This is a genomic window from Microthrixaceae bacterium (assembly GCA_023957975.1).
Classification (GTDB): domain Bacteria; phylum Actinomycetota; class Acidimicrobiia; order Acidimicrobiales; family Microtrichaceae; genus JAMLGM01.
The window spans coordinates 81315-97581 of sequence record JAMLGM010000005.1 but is presented as its reverse complement, the minus strand read 5'-3'; the positions used below and the strand labels follow the sequence as shown (position 1 = coordinate 97581).

The following is a 16267-nucleotide window of genomic DNA, read 5'->3' as shown; positions in this document are numbered from 1 at the left end:
CATGAATGCAGAATTTCCCCGGGGGTTCTGGGTCGGATGACCCATGTCGGGCGCTGGGTTGGCCGACCCGGTCACGCCCCACTACGGGCGTTTTGTAGGTAATTTCTGCGGCCTGGACCGCAGAAATTACCTACAGAACCCGGCTGCTCGATGGGTGCTCGATGGGTGCTCGGCGGGTGCTCGGGGGGTTCCCCACCTGACGCGACGGTTGCGGTAGGTTCGTCCCATGGCTTCGTCCAATGGGATCGTATGGCTCAATACCGCCGAGACTGCTCGTCGACTCGGCGTTACGCCGCGCACGTTGTATCGCTTCATCGATGAGGGGCAATTGCCCGCGTACCGGTTCGGTCGCGTGATTCGACTGAAGGAGTCCGAGGTCGAGCAGTTCATCGACAACTGTCGCATCGCCCCTGGGACCCTCGAGACCGATACCAGCAGCGCTGGAGGCGACGAGAGCTATGACGCCGGCGAGTCCGAGACCACCTCGGTCAACGAGGCGACGCTGACATAGCACCGGGTTCGGCCGTCGGAACGAACGAGTGTGACCACGTCTCGTCCCACGCTTTCCACCTCGCCGGCAATCGTCACCGCGCCTCGGCGAACGGTCGCGTTCATGCCCGCAGCGAGCGACGTTGCGACGAGTTCGCTCCACGGCGGGCCCGAGTCGTTCGTCGGCGCGGTGTTCGACGCATGCACCCTCGCAGCTTCGCTGGTGATGGCGAGAATCGCGTCGGCGTGCAACAGCACGAGGGCAGTGTCGTCGCGACGCCCGACCACGCCGTCGCTGCCGAGTGCGACGAGGGCGAGCGCCACCGTGTCTCCGACATCGGTGAGGAGGGTCACGCGCTCGCGTCGCTCGACCAGCGCCGAAAGCAGTCCGCAAAAACTCGTCTCGGCGGCCGCCTCATCGCGTTCGATACGCGCCGAACGGCGCTCGCGGGCCGCGTCGATGACACGTCGCTCTGAATCGCCTTCAGCGCCTGTGGTGGACATCACTACACTTTCGGACGAAAGCGTTGGTGACTGAAGATGATGAAAACCGAAGACGCGACCGAACGGTTCGACACCACGGATCCGGACGCGGACGGAACCGCCGGCACCAATCCCGTCGAACAGGCGGTGGTGCACGTGTCGGCGAACCATCTCATGGCCTTGTTGCTGGGCGAACGTGATCAGTGGCTCGATGCCGTCGGCGCACAGTTCGGCGACACCACGATGGTGGCCCGCGGCAACGAGATTCGCCTGTCCGGACCCCATGCGGGTTCCGCGGCCCGGGTTTTTGACGAGCTGATCATGTTCGTCGAGGGCGGGCAGCGACTCGACGGCGACCTGGTGCATCGTACGATCGACATGGTCCGCGCCGACGAATTGCCGTCGAAGGTGTTGGGCACCGAGGTGGTGCGGCTCGCACGCGGGGGCAGTGTCCGCCCCAAGACCGCGGGGCAACGCCGCTACATCGATGCGATCGCCGACAACATCATCACCTTCGGGATCGGCCCTGCGGGAACCGGCAAGAGTTGGCTGGCCGTCGCCATGGCGGTGCAGGCGCTTCAACGCAAGCAGATCGAACGCATCGTGTTGACGCGTCCCGCGGTTGAGGCCGGCGAGCGCCTCGGGTTTCTTCCCGGCGACCTCATGGCGAAGGTCGACCCGTACCTTCGCCCGCTCTACGACGCCTTCTACGACATGGTCGGGGCTGAAGGTGCAGCCAAGATGCTCGAGCGTGGCGTCGTGGAGGTCGCACCGTTGGCGTTCATGCGCGGCCGCACCCTCAACCGCAGTTTCATCATCCTCGACGAGGCGCAGAACACCACGCCGGAGCAGATGAAGATGTTCCTGACGCGAATCGGCTATGGGAGCAAGGCGGTCATCACCGGCGACGTCACCCAGGTCGACGTGCAGGGCGGACGCAGCGGCCTCGACGGCATCGAGCAGATCCTCTCCGACATCGACGACCTGACCTTTGTCCGACTGACGAGCCGAGACGTCGTGCGGCACCGCATCGTCGCCCAGATCGTGAATGCCTACGAACGCAATGCCGCCGCGGGTGAGCCCGCCGGTGACGGGCGCCGTAAACGCTGATGGAGGACGACTCTTTGCACGACCTCGTCGTCGTGGTCATCGACGAGACCGAACGAGGGGTCGACACCGACCGCTGGGCCGATCTCGTTCGCCGAGCGCAAGGCGGCGAGGGAGTGCGCGCTCCGGCCGAAACCAACGTGGTGTTCGTCGACGAGCCGACGATCGCCCAACTCAACGCCGATCACATGGGTGTGGATGGCGCCACCGATGTGTTGTCGTTTCCGATCGACGATGACCCGACGATGCTCGAAGCCGACGAGGTCCGTCTCGTCGGCGACATCGCACTGTGTTGGGACGTCGCCGAACGCAACGCGGCGGACCACGCAGGTTCGCTCGACGATGAGATCGCATTGTTGTTGATCCACGCGACGTTGCATCTGTTGGGCCACGACCATGCAGAACCCGACGAGCGCGCGCTGATGTGGGCGAGCGAACGCCGACTGATGAACCAGTTGTGGACACCTCTTTCCCGCGACCCTTGGCAGGAGTCATGATCGCCGTTGAATTCACCTCGACCGACATGTTGATGACGGTCGCCATCGTTCTGCTCATCTCCCTGAGCGTCGCCATCGCGGTTGCGGAGACCGCGGTGACACGTATCTCCAAGACCCGGGCGATGGCGTTGCAGGCGGAGGGCAACAAGCGCGCCGACAAGGTGCTCTATGTCATCAACAACTTCGAACGCAGCCTCAACGCCGTCTACCTGGTGGCCCTCGGCTGCCAGACGGTGCAGGCGGCACTGACCGGTATCGTCGCCTCGAACGTGTTCGGCCCGTGGGGTGTCGCCGTCGCCACGGTCATCAACGTGTTGGTCGTGTTCATCATCGCCGAGGCCGCGCCGAAGACCTGGGCGCTGCAACACACCGACCGCGCGGCGCTGTTGACCGCACCGTTGGTCATCTTGTTGAGCCGGGTGTTTCGCCACATCGCCAACGTGTTGATCTGGGTCACGAACCTGATCCTGCCGGGCAAAGGCCTCGAACAGGGTCCGTTCGTCACCGAGGAGGAGATCATCGCGTTGATGGGCGAGGCGGCTGAGGCCGCGGTGATCGAGGAGGAGGAACGCGACCTGATCGAGTCGATCATCGATTTCGGCGACACCGTGGCGCGAGAGATCATGGTGCCGCGCACCGACATGGTCACCTTCGAGGCCGAATACCGGGTCGCCGACTGCGTCGAGATCGCCATTCTCAACGGGCTCAGCCGGTTTCCGGTTTACCGCGAGAACGTCGATGAGATCATCGGCATCGTGTACTCGAAGGACATCATGCGCGCCGAGCGGGACCACCACGGCGCCGATCCGGTCGAGGCGTTCGTGCGGGAGGCCTACTTCGTGCCCGAAACCAAGCGTGTGGCGGAGTTGCTTCGCGAGATGCAGGCGCGCAAGACCCATATCGCGGTCGTGATCGACGAGTACGGCGGGACCGCCGGCCTGATTACCCTCGAAGACCTGCTCGAGGAACTCGTCGGCGAGATCACCGACGAATTCGACACCGAGGTGGACTGGGCCGAACAACTGAGTTCCGGCGCGGTGGTCGTGCACGATGCCTCGAGCAACGTCGACGACATCAACGACCGATTCGATATTTCGCTTCCCGAGGGGGACTGGGACTCGGTCGGTGGATTGGTGTTCTCGGAACTGGGGCGGGTGCCCGATGTGGGTGACTCGATCGAGGTCGACGGATACCGCCTGACCGTCGAGGGGATGGACGGGCGCCGGGTCGAGCGGGTCATGATCGAACCGTACGAAGCCGCCGAAGAAGTCGTGGAGGAGTCGTGAGTCAGCCACCGATGTTCGACGACCCCCTCGACGACGAGGACGACGTCGACGACTCGCAATTTGACGATGATTACCTGATCGATCCCGGTGAGGAGGGTCGCACCTACTCCGTCGAGGAGTTCTTCGCCTCGTTGGGGTCGTCCTCCTCGCGGTCGTCGTCATCGTCGGACGCGTCTGGGTCGGCTGGTTCGGATGAGGGGATCGACGAAGTGCCGGAGGGATTCCGGTCCGGGTTCGTCAGTTTCGTGGGACGGCCGAACGTCGGAAAATCCACCCTGCTGAATCGCATTCTCGGTCGGAAGGTGTCGATCGTGTCGGACAAGCCCCAGACGACCCGCCACCAGATCCGAGGGGTGCTCAACCGGCCAGATGCCCAGATCGTCTTCGTCGACACCCCCGGCATTCACAAGCCGCGCACGTTGATGGGCGAACGGCTCAACGACGCGGCAATCGATGCGGCCGGAGCCAAGGCCGTCGATGTCGTGTGCCTGCTCGTCGATGCGACGGCCCGGGTCGGTCGTGGCGACGCCTGGGTGGCCGAACGCGTTCCGCCGGACGCGATCGTCGTGGTGAACAAGTGCGACCTGGCCTCAAAGGATCAGGTGGTCGAGCAACTGCTTCGGGCGAGCGACTTCGAACGCTCGGAGTACTTTCCTGTATCAGCCGTCACCGGCGAGGGGGTGGACGCCCTGGTCGATCACCTCGTGAGTCGTCTACCCGAGGGCCCGCGCTGGTATCCGACCGACATGGTCACCGACGTCGAAGAGGCGTTCTGGGTTGCGGAGTTGGTACGCGAGAAGTTGCTGGCGGTCACCCGAGACGAGTTGCCCCACTCGATTGCGTGTCGGGTGACCGAATGGGACTGGCCGCGGGTCCGGGTGGAGATCCTCGTCGAACGGGAGTCTCAGAAGGGGATCGTCATCGGCAAGAAGGGCGCGGTGCTCAAACAGGTTGGGATCGACGCCCGCCGTGAGATGCCCGAGGGCACCTATCTGGAACTGCACGTCAAGGTCGACAAGGACTGGCAACGTCGGCCCAAGGCGCTCGACCGACTCGGCTACTGAGACCGGGTCGCCTACTGAGACCGGGTCGGCTACCGAGACCGGACCCGAGGCCTTCAACTCATGAGGTTGATCAGATCCTCGACGAGCAACACGGTCAACAGGGTCATCACGGCGGTGGCCACGGCGGTGAAATACCAGCGCCACTTGTGGTCGATGGCGAAGAACCGGCGAACTGTCAACACGTCACAGCACAGCGCGAACGTTCCGATCAGAATTCCGATGACGGGGCCGAGGCCACGAGCGAAGCTGACCATGGGCAACAGCACCGGGAACACCACGTAGGTGAGGGTGCAGCGAGCCGCCGAGATCAGCATCGACTTCTGGAAGGCGGCGACCGCGGCCCGCTCGCTGACCTGGGCCGGCCGGTCGTGGACTCGCAACAGCCTGCGCATCGCGGTGTCGGCAGCCGACCGCCGCACGGGTTCTGTGGTAGCGCCCCCGACCGGGAACGGGCACGCGCTTGCTCCCATCGCTTTGGCCAGTGCGCGCGGGACGGGGCAAGCAGCCTCGTCGGGCTGGGCGTCAGCGTCGATCGTCTTGGCCGCCTGGGTCAAGCGGGCGGGGTCGATCTGGAAGATGGTGGGGTCGATCGAAACGGTGGATTCGGCCAAATCGGATGACATGGAAAGAGCCTCCAGGGACCCCAGCAGTCTACGGCGGTGAACCGGGGGGCGACGAACCGGGCCGTGGGTTTAGGCGCCGGCGGACACCTCGGTGGCCGATGTCGCCGTGGGAGCGACGAGGGGCCACGGCAGGTGACGCTCGGCGCACCGCGCGAGGTCCAACAACAGGGCGTCTTGATGGTGTCGGGCGAGCACCTGCAACCCGATGGGAAGCCCATCGACGGTGCCGGCGGGAATCGACACCGCAGGGTTGCCGTAGATGTTCGACGGAATGGTCAGCCCGCCCATCTCGAACATCTCCGGGGCGCGCTCGGCGGCCTGGGCGAGGATGCGGAGGGGGGTTCTGGGGGCCACGCCGGTGGCTGCGCGGATGCCGCCGAACAATGCTCGTTGAGCGCCCCGTCCGACGGCTCCGGAGCGGATCCTCGTGAGCGCCTCCGGCAGGGGGTTTGACGTCTCCCACTCGGCGGGGAAGGCGGGCCCTGGGTTGGTCGCGGCGATGATGAAGTCGACCTGTTCGAACGCGTCGGCCATCTGACGTTGCAGTTGCAGGCGCTTTTGTTCGGCCACCGCGGCGGTGTTGAGGTTGTAGAACGACGTCGCGATCCGGAGGCCGTCGGCGATGGCGTCGGTCAAGAGTGGGGCGCACGCCGGCCAACGATCGTCGAGTTCGGCCAGCAGCGTTGACAGGTTGCCGATCGCCCACTCGGCGGTGATGTTGTGCAGGTCGAGGTCGAGGTCGACCTTCACCAGGCCCGCGGCGGCGATGAGCGCGTCGGCGTGTTCGCGAATCCGGCCATCCACGCCGGTGTCGAGGGTGACCGAACCGAGATCGGGGATCACCGCCACCTTGCGGCCGCGCAGGTCGTAGGTGTCGAGGTTCGCCTCCCAGTCGCCGGGATTGGGCAGCGACAGCGGGTCCCACGGGTGTTGACCGCACGTGACGTCGTAGAAACGGGCGATGTCACGGACCGAGCGAACCATCGCGCCGTGAACGACGGTGTTGGGCCGTGACGGTGCCGCGGGGCCGCGCGGAATGCGTCCGAAGGTTCCCTTCATTCCCAGCAGACCGGTGTATCCGGCGGGAATGCGGATTGACCCGCCGCCGTCGCCGCCCGAGGCCATGGTGATGAGCCCACCGGAAACCGCCGCCGCGCTACCTGCCGATGAGCCACCGACGGTCTGAGACGGCTTCCACGGGTTGCGGGTGATGCCGTTGATCTTGGTGACGCTGACGTTCAACCCGCCAAATTCGCTCGCCGTGGTCAACCCGACCGGAGCGAACCCGCCGTCGTTGATCGATCGCTCGACGTAGGGGGAGGTCTCGGTCGCTCGGCGCCCTTTGAACACCAACGAGGCTTCGGTGTCGGGCCACCCGGCGACCTGATCGAGCTCCTTGATGGCGAACGGCACGCCACCGAAGGGCTTCCACACGTCGGCGGAATCGGCGGCCGCGAGCGCCGCTTCGGCATCGATGTGGCTGAATGCGTTGAGTTCGCTGCGTTCGATGGCGGCGAGGGTGGCCTCCATTTCTTCTCGCGGCGAATGTTCCCCTTTGCGGAACGCGTCGACGAGGCTCGACGCATCCCCTTTCCACGGCGAATCGGTCATGGCGCAAAGTGTTGCACCGCGACGGTTCCCGGATCGAACTGGCCCGCCCGCGATGCCGATCCCGAGGGTGGCAGCGATGGTGGCAGCGATGTGCGGCGGGATGTGCGGCGGGACGTGCGGCGGCGCTGGTGTTGGATGCGCGGCGGCGTTGGCAGCGGGGTGTGTCACGATGAGGCGATGCGTGGGTTCTTCGCCGTGCAGCTGCCCGATGACGTCGTCGAGGACCTCGACGAGTTCGTCGACCCCCGTCGCGATGCCACCGACGCGGCACCGCTGCAGCGGGATCGGCGCCCACCCTGGCGTTGGATTCGACCCGACAACTGGCACCTCACGTTGGCGTTCATGGAATCGGTGCCGGATGCTCGTTTCGGGGAACTGGTCGACCTGGCCGATGCCTGGGCTAGGCGTCACGCGCCGTTGCGCATGCGCCTCGAGGGGTGCGGCGCGTTCGCGAATCCGGCGGAGGCATCCACCTTATGGATGGGGGTCGACGCGGAGGCCGCGGTCGTGCTCGGCGAGTGGTCGACGGCGCTTCGCGGCATCGCCAATGCTGCGGGTGCCATGCCCGACGGGACGCGCTTTGTCCCGCACGTCACGGTGGCGAGGTCTCGGCGCCGGCGTGCGGCGGGACGTATCGTGCAGTCGCTCGACACCTATGAGTCGAGGTGGTTCGACGTCGAGTGGGTGACCCTGATCGAGTCTCATCTCGGTGACGGTCCGGCGCGTACCCCTCGATACGAGGACCGGGCGCTGTTACACCTCGGCGAGTGAGGCAGCGGGGCGCTGGGGTCAGCCCGCGCTGGATCAGCTCGCGTCGGATCAGCTCGCGTCGGGCGCCGATCCGGCCAACGATGCGAGAAAGTCGCGCACCTCATCGAATTCCTTGGTGCGATGCATCGGAGGTAGGGCGGAGATGAGTTGCCAGCGATACGACTTCTTGGTGGCGAGGCGCGGGTCGAGCACCGCGACGACGCCGCGGTCGGTGGCGGTTCGGATGAGTCGGCCGGCGCCCTGAGCGAGCATCGTCGCGGCGCGGGGGAGATCGATCGTGGAGAATCCCGCGGCTGCGGCGCGTTCGCGGCGTGCCTGCAACAACGGCTCGTCGGGGCGAGGGAACGGGATCTTGTCGATCGCGACGAGGCGCAGCGAGTCGCCGGGAACGTCGATGCCAGCCCAGAAGCCCATCGTGGCGAACAGGCACGACTCGGCATCCTCGCTGAAGGCCTCCACGAGCGCCGGCTTCGGTCGGTCGCCCTGACGCAGAATCGGCAAGGAAACCTTTTCGGCGACCGCGTCGGCGGCTTCGTTCATCGCTCGATAGCTGGTGAACAACGCCAGGGTTCGGCCGCCGGCAGCGTTGATGAGTCGGACGAGTTCCTCGGCGACGGCGGCGCCGTAGTGTTGCGACCGGGGGTCGGGGAGATGTGCGGCGCAGTACAGCACCGCGTGGTTCTCGAAGTCGAACGGGGTCCCGACGTCGATCACCTCGACGGTGTCCGGTGGGATGGCGAGGCGTTCGGCAAGCCCGTCGGGGATGGTGGCGGAGGTCAAAATGACGGTATCCGGGATGCCGTAGGTGCCGTCGTCGACCTGGCCGTCGTGGCCGTCGGGGTCGACAGCGTCGCCGAAGTCGATGTCGAGGCCGGATTCGGTCGCGTTCCACAGCAGCGAGTCGAGGGTCGCCCCGATGTCGAGGGGTGCCAGTTCGAGCTTCGGATGGTCCGGGGTGCCGCCGACCCACAACACCGAGTCTCCGGGTGGGTTGACGATGGTGGCGAGGTCGTCGAGCAGCCCGGTCGCGGCTTTCGTCACGCGTTCCTTTCGGGTCGCGGTGTCGGTTCCGGCGCGATCGTCGATCTTGCGCACCGTGTTGGTCACCTGGGTCACCCGTTCGCGCAGCGCCACCAGCGTGTCGGACACCTCGTCGGGCAGTCCGCGCCGCAGCCGTGAGCCGACCTCGGGGGCCAGTAACGCGCTGAGCCGCGCCGCGTCGGAATCGAGTTGGTCGAGCAGTGCGTCGTCAGCGATCAGGTTGCCCACGATGCGGGCCAACGAGGTGACCGATCCCGGTCCGACCTCGAGCCCGGTCGTCGCGCTCATGATGTCTTCGACCTCGTGGGCCTCGTCGAAGACCACGACGTCGTGGTCCGGCAGGATCATGCCCCGCGAGCCGAGGTGGAGCCCATAGAGATGGGTGTTCACCACGACGACGTCAGCGCTCGCCGCCCGCCGGCGTGCCACCTCGGCGAAACAGTCCTCGCCGCGCGGGCACTTGGCCGCGCCCGGACATTCCCTCGGTCCCACCGATACCGCCGACCAGACCCACGCCTTGGGCTCCTCCGCGAGGTCGGCTCGATCCCCGGTCGCGGTCTCGTCCGCCCACGCCTCGAGTTCCTTGAGGACCCGCAGGGGAACCGACCCCGGACGAACGTCCCCGCCAGGGGTGCGGTCGGCGGCCTCGACGATTCCGTCGAGGCCGATCTGTGCCTGGGGTGCGAGCGCCTCGTCGAGGCGTTGGCGACACAGGTAATTCGATCGACCTTTCAACACCGCCCAGCTCAGCGCGGTGAACTCGGTGGCGAGAAACGGCAATTCCTTGTCGGCGAGCTGATCCTGGAGGGCCTTGGTGGCCGTGGCGACCACGACACGCTTTCCGGATGCGATCGCCGGGACGAGGTAGGCCAGGGATTTGCCGGTGCCGGTGCCCGCCTGCACGACGAGGTGCCGCTTGTCCGCGATCGCGTCGGCCACGGCCTCGGCCATGCGCACCTGCCCGGGCCGGTCTTCGTGGGCGGGGAGGCGACCGGTGACGCTGCGCAGCGTTGCGGCGACGTCGTTGTAGCTACCCGGATTCACCCCCACGAGTGTGGCAGGCGACCGAGGCAGCTGTGCAAGCCGGTCGAGCGTGGGGAGCGCACCCTGTGTGGGGCGAGTGAAGCGATGCGCCAGATGAGCCGGGAGCGACCGCCGCCATCTGACTGGCGATCGTCTCGCTCCCGCTCATCGAGCGACTTCGGGGGTCGCAGCCGTCAGAGTCGGCCGAACCAGAGTTCGTGGTCGGCGTCCCCGTCGGTTGCCTTCTGCCAACCGACGGTCGAGAGGAGGCGTTTGCTGCGCGTGTTGCTGACGTGGACGAGTGCGGCGAGGTGGTCACCGTCGCGATCGATGGTGCGGAGGTGGTCCGTGGCCAGTTCGTAGGCAGCGGTTCCGGTACCGCTGTGCTGATGGGTGGTCGCGACTGCGAGTTCTTCGACCCAGATTCCGTCGAGGTCGATGCGCACGATGTCCTGCCAGGACGCGACAGCCACGAGCGTGGAGTCGTCGTCTTCGACCAGTGCGATCGCGCGGCGTTGGAACACCGCTCGTGGCGCATCGTTCAACCATGAGCGTGCGTTGTGGCGGATCCAGTGCTCTACCTTGTCCTCGTAGGGAGCGCCGGTCGAGCAGGCGAACGTGGTGAGCAGCTATGCGTCAGCTGCCTCGTTGTCGAACGGCCGCAGGATCAACGTGTCGACGCAGCCGGTTCGCGGGAGGCGTGCCGTTCGGCGTCGGTCAGCAGCCGAACGCCGCCGGGATGCAGAGCGTGGGGATCGTCATCGGACACGAACGCGGGTCGGACCCATATCGTGGCTGCGCCACCGTCGAGGCGTTCGGTGTCGACGGCGACGAATGCGCCCGGTGTGAGTCCCTCATGGCTCGTGCTCGCTGGGATGGGGAGTGCATTGCCCTGTTCGTCTGCGAGGAGCGCGGTACGGCCGGACACGTCAAGCACGCTGCCGGTGAACTCATCCACGCCGAGACGGTCGGAGAATTGTGACCGGGCTGATGCGGTGAGCAGGCCGAGCCGGGTGAGTGCGCCGCCCGTGTCCGCGTCAACATCGGCCGGGTTCGGGTCGATGTCCGGATTGTCGACGAGCCAGTGGGCGACGAACTGCGCGGAGCGGTGAGCGGCGAGCGCTTCGGCGGCGTGGACGTCCGCAGCGAGATCGGTGTTTCCGACGCGGAGGAGCCGGGCGACATCGAGTGGTCATGCCCGACCATGCAGCACGGCTACCGCGGGGACCGAGCGGCGGCGATCACGCGTGCTGAGGAGCGCTGCGATCCCCCGTGTTCGAGAGCGTCGAGAAGGTCGCGCCATCCGCGTCGGTCACGGCGTCACTAGTTCGGCTGTTTGGAAGACAAGCCGATCGTCATCTCAGGCGAGTACCGCGTTGCCGGCACCCGCCTCGCTGGTGTCCTCACAACGGCAGGCTCCACCCGCCGAATCGGGTTTGGAGACTGTTCGTCCAGGTGGTCCACACCCCGGTGACCTGCAACAGGCCGAGCACGATCAGGCAGACCCCGCCGGCGACCATCAGCGCCTGATAGTGGCGGCGAATCACGGCGAATGCCGACATCGCACGGGTGAACGCGAGGCCGCTGATCAGCAGCGGCAGGCCGAGGCCGATGCAATAGGCCACCGACAACACCGCGCCCCGGGCGGCGGTGGCCCCGGAGGTGGATGCCGACAGGCCGAGCACGGTGCCCAGGGTCGGGCCGATGCAGGGGGTCCAACCGAGTGCGAACGTAAACCCGAGAACCGGTGCGGCCAGCAGGCCGCCGCCGGGGACCTTGTGGATGCGTACGTCGCGCTGCAGCGCTCCGATCTTGTCGAATGCCCCGGCCATGAGGAGGCCGAACGCGATGGTGACCACGCCGAAGATCCGCGACAGGCCGAGCGCGTGGGTGCGAAGCGCCTCGCCGAAGCTGCCGAAGAGCGCTCCGAAGGAAACGAACACCACGGCGGTGCCCAGAACGAACCCGAGCGAGCCGATGACCACGCGACGTCGCACCGCCGCACGTGACGGTGCGGTCGGCGGTTCGGGATCTGTTGCTTCGCCATCGGTGGCGGCCGTGCCCTCAGCGCCGGCGATGGCCGGAGTCTGCGCCGCAGCCTCCGTGGTCGCCCCGGCGAGGTCGGCCGCGGACAACCCGGTGGTGAAGGACAGATAGACGGGCACGAGCGGCAAGACGCACGGTGACAGAAACGACAGCACCCCAGCAGCGAAGGCGATCGCCATCGCGATGAGGAGTGGTCCGTCGCCGACCTGTTCGGTGACCGCAAGGATCGTCGACATGGTGGGACCTAGCTCCTCGCCGTGTCGAGCGCTTCGAGCACGGCCTCGTCGTCGAAGTCGACCGCACCCGGGAAGGTTCCGACGACCTTGCCGTTCGCGTCGATCACGACAGTGGTTGGAACACCGAGCGCTCCGAAGGCGCCTCGGAACTCATTGCGGCGATCCCGCCACAGTTCGACCGACAGGTCGTGGCGCGAGATCTTCTCGTCGATTTCGGCCTCCACGTCGGCGGCGTCGAGGTTGACCGCGACGATGCGCACCCCTTGTGCCTCCAAGGATTCAGCGAACTGTTGGAGCCCGGCGAGTTCCTCGTCGCATTCACGACACCACGTGGCCCAACTCACGAGCAGCGCCGGGGAGCCGGCGAGGTCGTCGACCGAGACCGCGTCGCCGCTGCGCAGATCGGCGGCGGTGTACGCGCTGGATTCCGAGCCTCCGCAGCCAGTCGCGATGGCTGCCAAAGCAAGGACCGTCATCGTGATGCGGATGCCGAGGAGCGGGGTCGCGGCTCGGTGGCGTCCTCGATACCAGTGGCGGTCGGCAGGTGCGGGACGCGTCATTTCTTCACCACGATCTCGTATCGCTCGCCTTCGCTGAGGGGGCAGTACCCTTCGAACACCCCGGGAGAGCCGTAGAGCAACCGGAAGTCCTGACCCGCTTTGACGAGATACGGTCCGATCGACTGGGTCACATCGTCGTCGTTGCGGATGTGCAACGTGTCGCCGACGTGGAACTCAAGTCGGGAGGGCATGATCTCGACTTTCTCACCGGCGTCGAGGCGGTCCTGGGTGCCGGCAGGAATGACGATCGAGATCGTCTGCGGTTCCCTCGTACCTGAGCAGGCGCCCGCCGTGACGATGCATGCGATCGTCACGGCGAGTACCGCCCAGGGGATCCCGAGCCGATTTCGGAGTGTCCGATGCCGAGGTTTCATGGCTCAGCTCACGGGGCGCCGTCACCGACGACGGCGGTGACCTCGATGTCACCGGCGTTTTCGAAGGTGAGGGTCACGACCAGCTCCTGGCCCTCGGTGAGCGGTGCTGCGAGGTTCATCAACATGATGTGGTATCCGCCGGGCTGAAGGCTGACGGCCTCGCCAGCGGCGATGTCGAGCCGGTCGATCTCGGCCATCTCCATCATGGGTGCGGTGGTCGAGGAGCCCATGTCGCCGCCCATGTCGCCGCCGCCCATGTCGCCGCCGCCCATGTCGCCGCCGCCCATGTCGCCGCCGGCGGCCCGGGTCTCGTGGAGTTCGGCGGTCGCCGCGATCGAGGGGTCGACGCTGACCGACAACAGCGCGTCGTCGGCATCGGTCGCGTTGGTGATCTCCATGTAGATGGCACCGTTGGAGGCCATCATCGGAGAGGTGCGGGCCCACGCGCCGGTCATGGTGAGTTCGCCGTCGGTGGCGGCCGTGGTTGTGGTGTCCTGCGCCGAGGCGACGGTGGTGGAGGTGTCGGTAGCGTCGTCGTCGCTGCTGCAGCCGCTGAGCGCAGCGACGCCCAGGGACAACGCTGCGAGCACGGTGGCGGACCGGCGAATGGCTGAGGAGCGGGTTGGGGTGAGGTTCACGGTGACTCCTTTTGTCATGGTCGTGAAGGTGTTGCTTTGAATCGTGGAGACCGAACGCGGCGGCGAGCGGTCGGCGGAACCTACGACGCAGCGTCGGTGGAGCGCAGCAGCGTCGTCAGGTCTGAGGTCATGTCGTCGATCTCCGTGCCGAAGGGCCATTCGACGATGACGCTGCCGCGTTCGTCGATGACGTAGGTGACCGCGGTGTGGGCAACCGAGTAGTTGATCGACCCTGGCTCGTGGTCGTCGATCTGAAACTGCACACCGAACGCTTCGGTCGCCTGGGCGAGTTGAGCCTCGTCGGCCCCGTGCAGGCCGAGCCCGCGATCGGTGAAGAACGCCTCGACATAGGAGCTGAGCACCTCGGGGGTGTCGCGTTCGGGGTCGACGGTCACGAACGCGACGCTCACACGGTCGGAAAGATCGTCGGGAAGGTCGTTCACGACGATGCTGAGGTCGTTGAGCGTGGTCGGGCAGATGTCGGGACAGAAGGTGTACCCGAACGTGGCAATCAGTAGTTCGCCAGGGTCCGCCTTCATCGACACGGTGGAACCGTCGCTCGACGTCAACTGAACCGAACCCACCTCGAGGGCGGGGTCGCGCACCACGCCGGCAAGGGCGGGCTCGCTCGCGGTGTCGGCGTCGTCGCCGCATGCGACCGGAACCAGTGTCAGTGCGGCAGCCGCCAGCACCGCCAAACCTGCAGTGATCGGCGAGCGACGTGTGCGCTTCGTGGGCGAGGGCGCAAATCGAGACATGCGCAGACCATAACCACGACCACTGACACGCTCGTAGGGCCAAAGGTCTCCATTACGGGTGACGGCGGTCACAGATCTGCACCGTGCCGATGACCGGCGGGACCAGAGAACCACGGAGGCCCAGCGGTCCCGGTTGTGTGGATTGTATGAAACGGTGTGCGCAGGTTCAGGGGACCGGCCGGCGAGGCGATACCGTTTGGTCGTGGATCTGAGCGAACTCGATGCGTCCTACATTCCCGAACACGTGGCGGTCGTCATGGACGGCAATGGGAGATGGGCGCAACGGCGCGGACTCCCGCGCACCGACGGGCACGCAGCCGGTGAAGAAGCGTTGATGGACACGGTGTGGGGAGCCCAGGCCGCCGGCATCAAATGGCTGACCGTCTATGCCTTCTCGACCGAGAACTGGCGTCGCCCGCTCGACGAGGTCCGGTTCCTCATGAACTTCAACGAGCGGTTGCTGGTGAGCCGCCGCGACGAACTCAACGCCGCCGGCATCCGGGTCCGATTTCTCGGCCGCCGCGACTGGCGGGTCCCGCGACGGCTGATGAAGCGAATGGACGAGGCGATCGAGCTGACGAAGGACAACTCGTCGATGACGTTCACGATTGCCTTCAACTACGGCGGCCGCGCCGAGATCGTCGACGCGGTCCGTCGCATCGTCGCCTCGGGGGTGTCGCCGAACAAGGTGAACGAGAAGCTCATCCGCCGCTACCTGTACGACCCCGAGATGCCCGAACCGGAACTCGTGGTGCGCACCTCGGGGGAGATTCGCACCTCGAATTATCTGATGTGGGAATCGGCCTACAGCGAGTGGGTGTTCACCGACGTGTTGTGGCCGGACTTTCGCCGGGAGGACCTCTATGACTCCATCGCCGAATACCAGCAGCGCGAACGTCGCTTCGGCGGCTTGAGTACCGACGACTAGCCATGGCGCTGTACCGCGACGTCGGCGTCGTGTTGCGTACCTACAAACTCGGCGAGGCCGATCGAATCGTGGTGTTCTGCACACAGGGGCGTGGCAAGGTGCGGGCTGTGGCCAAAGGGGTCCGAAAGACGAGGTCGAGGTTCGGTGGTCGCCTCGAACCCGGGTGCCATGTCGTCGCGCAGTTCTACGAGGGTCGCGGCGACCTCGACATCGTGAGCCAGGTCGACCTGGTCGAGTCCCCGGCGCCGCTGCGAGAGGACCTCGATCGGATGGGGCGTGTGGCGGCGATGTTGGAGGCGGTCGACCAGATGAGCCAGGAGGGAGAGCAGAGTTCGGCGCTCTACGACCTGCTCGTCGGTGGCCTGCGCGCCGTCGCCAATTGGGATACTCCGCTGGTGACTCCGTCGTTCTACTGCAAGCTGCTGGCCAACGACGGCGTCGGCCTCGTGGTCGACGGCTGTGTCGAGTGCGGCAGCCCCGACGATCTGGTCAGCCTGGATCTGAACGCCGGAGGCTTGCGTTGTCGCGAGCACCGCGAGGGAATCAGCGTCAGCTCGCAGGCGGTGCTGATTCTGCAGTTGATCCTCGGGGGACGCCTGGCGCAGGCGCTGAAGCTGCCGATCGGTGCGGCGACCTTCGAGGTCGACCACCTCGCGTCGATGGCGATGGAGCGACACCTCGACCGTCGGCTCCGATCGGTGCACCTCCTCGACGAGCGCTGATTCGAACAGC

At 66.4% G+C, this 16267-nt stretch carries 19 protein-coding genes and 1 pseudogene; 8 read left to right on the top strand and 12 right to left on the bottom strand.

The window, feature by feature from the left end:
* Window positions 1-226 precede the first annotated feature (226 nt).
* A complete protein-coding gene (locus M9952_09165) occupies window positions 227-511 on the top strand; it encodes a helix-turn-helix domain-containing protein (GenBank protein ID MCO5313084.1) in 285 nt (94 codons plus the stop codon).
* Here the strand turns inward: M9952_09165 and M9952_09160 are convergent.
* Window positions 457-993, bottom strand: a complete 537-nt coding sequence (locus tag M9952_09160; GenBank protein ID MCO5313083.1) for a hypothetical protein — start codon at window positions 991-993, stop codon at window positions 457-459. The two genes, M9952_09165 and M9952_09160, sit on opposite strands and share 55 nt — an antisense overlap.
* A gap of 36 nt (window positions 994-1029) precedes the next feature.
* On the opposite strand from M9952_09160, the gene M9952_09155 reads away from it, so the two are divergent.
* From M9952_09155 to era, 4 genes are read left to right on the top strand one after another with little or no spacing between them, the layout of a single operon-like run.
* On the top strand, window positions 1030-2082 hold the full coding sequence (locus M9952_09155; GenBank protein ID MCO5313082.1) for a PhoH family protein: 1053 nt from the start codon (window positions 1030-1032) through the stop codon (window positions 2080-2082).
* Window positions 2082-2576: an rRNA maturation RNase YbeY gene (gene ybeY, locus M9952_09150; GenBank protein MCO5313081.1), complete on the top strand. Its 495-nt coding sequence runs from the start codon at window positions 2082-2084 to the stop codon at window positions 2574-2576. The genes M9952_09155 and ybeY overlap by 1 nt, the downstream gene beginning before the upstream one ends.
* Window positions 2573-3862, top strand: a complete 1290-nt coding sequence (locus tag M9952_09145) for a hemolysin family protein (GenBank protein ID MCO5313080.1) — start codon at window positions 2573-2575, stop codon at window positions 3860-3862. The genes ybeY and M9952_09145 overlap by 4 nt, the downstream gene beginning before the upstream one ends.
* The gene (gene era, locus M9952_09140; protein ID MCO5313079.1) at window positions 3859-4926 is read left to right on the top strand and encodes a GTPase Era; all 1068 of its coding nucleotides are present in this window, start codon (window positions 3859-3861) and stop codon (window positions 4924-4926) included. The genes M9952_09145 and era overlap by 4 nt, the downstream gene beginning before the upstream one ends.
* Window positions 4927-4979: 53 nt before the next feature.
* On the opposite strand, the gene M9952_09135 is transcribed toward era, so the two are convergent.
* Together M9952_09135 and M9952_09130 are read right to left on the bottom strand one after the other, a co-directional pair.
* On the bottom strand, window positions 4980-5549 hold the full coding sequence (locus tag M9952_09135; protein ID MCO5313078.1) for a hypothetical protein: 570 nt from the start codon (window positions 5547-5549) through the stop codon (window positions 4980-4982).
* Window positions 5550-5618: 69 nt separating this feature from the next.
* Complete coding sequence (locus M9952_09130) at window positions 5619-7160, bottom strand: amidase (protein MCO5313077.1); 1542 nt, start codon at window positions 7158-7160, stop codon at window positions 5619-5621.
* Between the two features lie 177 nt (window positions 7161-7337).
* Here M9952_09130 and thpR point away from each other — a divergent pair, with 177 nt between their 5' ends.
* Window positions 7338-7931, top strand: coding sequence for an RNA 2',3'-cyclic phosphodiesterase (gene thpR, locus M9952_09125; protein MCO5313076.1), 594 nt, complete (start codon window positions 7338-7340; stop codon window positions 7929-7931).
* 48 nt (window positions 7932-7979) lie between these two features.
* Here the strand turns inward: thpR and M9952_09120 are convergent, their stop codons facing one another.
* The 9 genes and pseudogenes from M9952_09120 to M9952_09080 all read right to left on the bottom strand — a co-directional run bounded on the left by M9952_09120 (window position 7980) and on the right by M9952_09080 (window position 14607).
* Window positions 7980-10016 (bottom strand): ATP-dependent DNA helicase, encoded by a 2037-nt coding sequence (locus M9952_09120; protein ID MCO5313075.1) that lies wholly within the window; start codon window positions 10014-10016, stop codon window positions 7980-7982.
* 173 nt (window positions 10017-10189) lie between these two features.
* Window positions 10190-10519 carry a GNAT family N-acetyltransferase gene (locus M9952_09115; GenBank protein MCO5313074.1) on the bottom strand — a complete coding sequence of 110 codons (330 nt, stop codon included), beginning with the start codon at window positions 10517-10519 and terminating at the stop codon, window positions 10190-10192.
* A 143-nt stretch (window positions 10520-10662) separates the two neighbouring features.
* Window positions 10663-10953, bottom strand: a complete 291-nt coding sequence (locus tag M9952_09110) for a hypothetical protein (protein ID MCO5313073.1) — start codon at window positions 10951-10953, stop codon at window positions 10663-10665.
* 445 nt (window positions 10954-11398) lie between these two features.
* On the bottom strand, window positions 11399-12160 hold the full coding sequence (locus tag M9952_09105; protein ID MCO5313072.1) for a cytochrome c biogenesis CcdA family protein: 762 nt from the start codon (window positions 12158-12160) through the stop codon (window positions 11399-11401).
* Window positions 12140-12277: pseudogene (locus M9952_09100) on the bottom strand (cytochrome c biogenesis protein CcdA). Before M9952_09100 ends, M9952_09105 begins: the two are co-directional and overlap by 21 nt.
* A gap of 8 nt (window positions 12278-12285) precedes the next feature.
* Window positions 12286-12837, bottom strand: coding sequence for a TlpA family protein disulfide reductase (locus M9952_09095; protein MCO5313071.1), 552 nt, complete (start codon window positions 12835-12837; stop codon window positions 12286-12288).
* Complete coding sequence (locus M9952_09090; GenBank protein ID MCO5313070.1) at window positions 12834-13151, bottom strand: hypothetical protein; 318 nt, start codon at window positions 13149-13151, stop codon at window positions 12834-12836. Before M9952_09090 ends, M9952_09095 begins: the two co-directional genes overlap by 4 nt.
* A 68-nt stretch (window positions 13152-13219) precedes the next feature.
* Entirely contained in the window at window positions 13220-13849 is a 630-nt protein-coding gene (locus M9952_09085; protein MCO5313069.1) for a copper chaperone PCu(A)C, read from the bottom strand.
* An 80-nt stretch (window positions 13850-13929) separates the two neighbouring features.
* Window positions 13930-14607 carry an SCO family protein gene (locus tag M9952_09080; GenBank protein MCO5313068.1) on the bottom strand — a complete coding sequence of 226 codons (678 nt, stop codon included), beginning with the start codon at window positions 14605-14607 and terminating at the stop codon, window positions 13930-13932.
* Between the two features lie 202 nt (window positions 14608-14809).
* Between M9952_09080 and uppS the strand changes: the two genes are divergently transcribed.
* Both uppS and recO read left to right on the top strand, forming a co-directional pair.
* Window positions 14810-15535, top strand: coding sequence for a polyprenyl diphosphate synthase (uppS, locus tag M9952_09075; protein MCO5313067.1), 726 nt, complete (start codon window positions 14810-14812; stop codon window positions 15533-15535).
* Between the two features lie 2 nt (window positions 15536-15537).
* Window positions 15538-16257 (top strand): DNA repair protein RecO, encoded by a 720-nt coding sequence (gene recO, locus M9952_09070; protein MCO5313066.1) that lies wholly within the window; start codon window positions 15538-15540, stop codon window positions 16255-16257.
* Window positions 16258-16267: the final 10 nt, after the last annotated feature.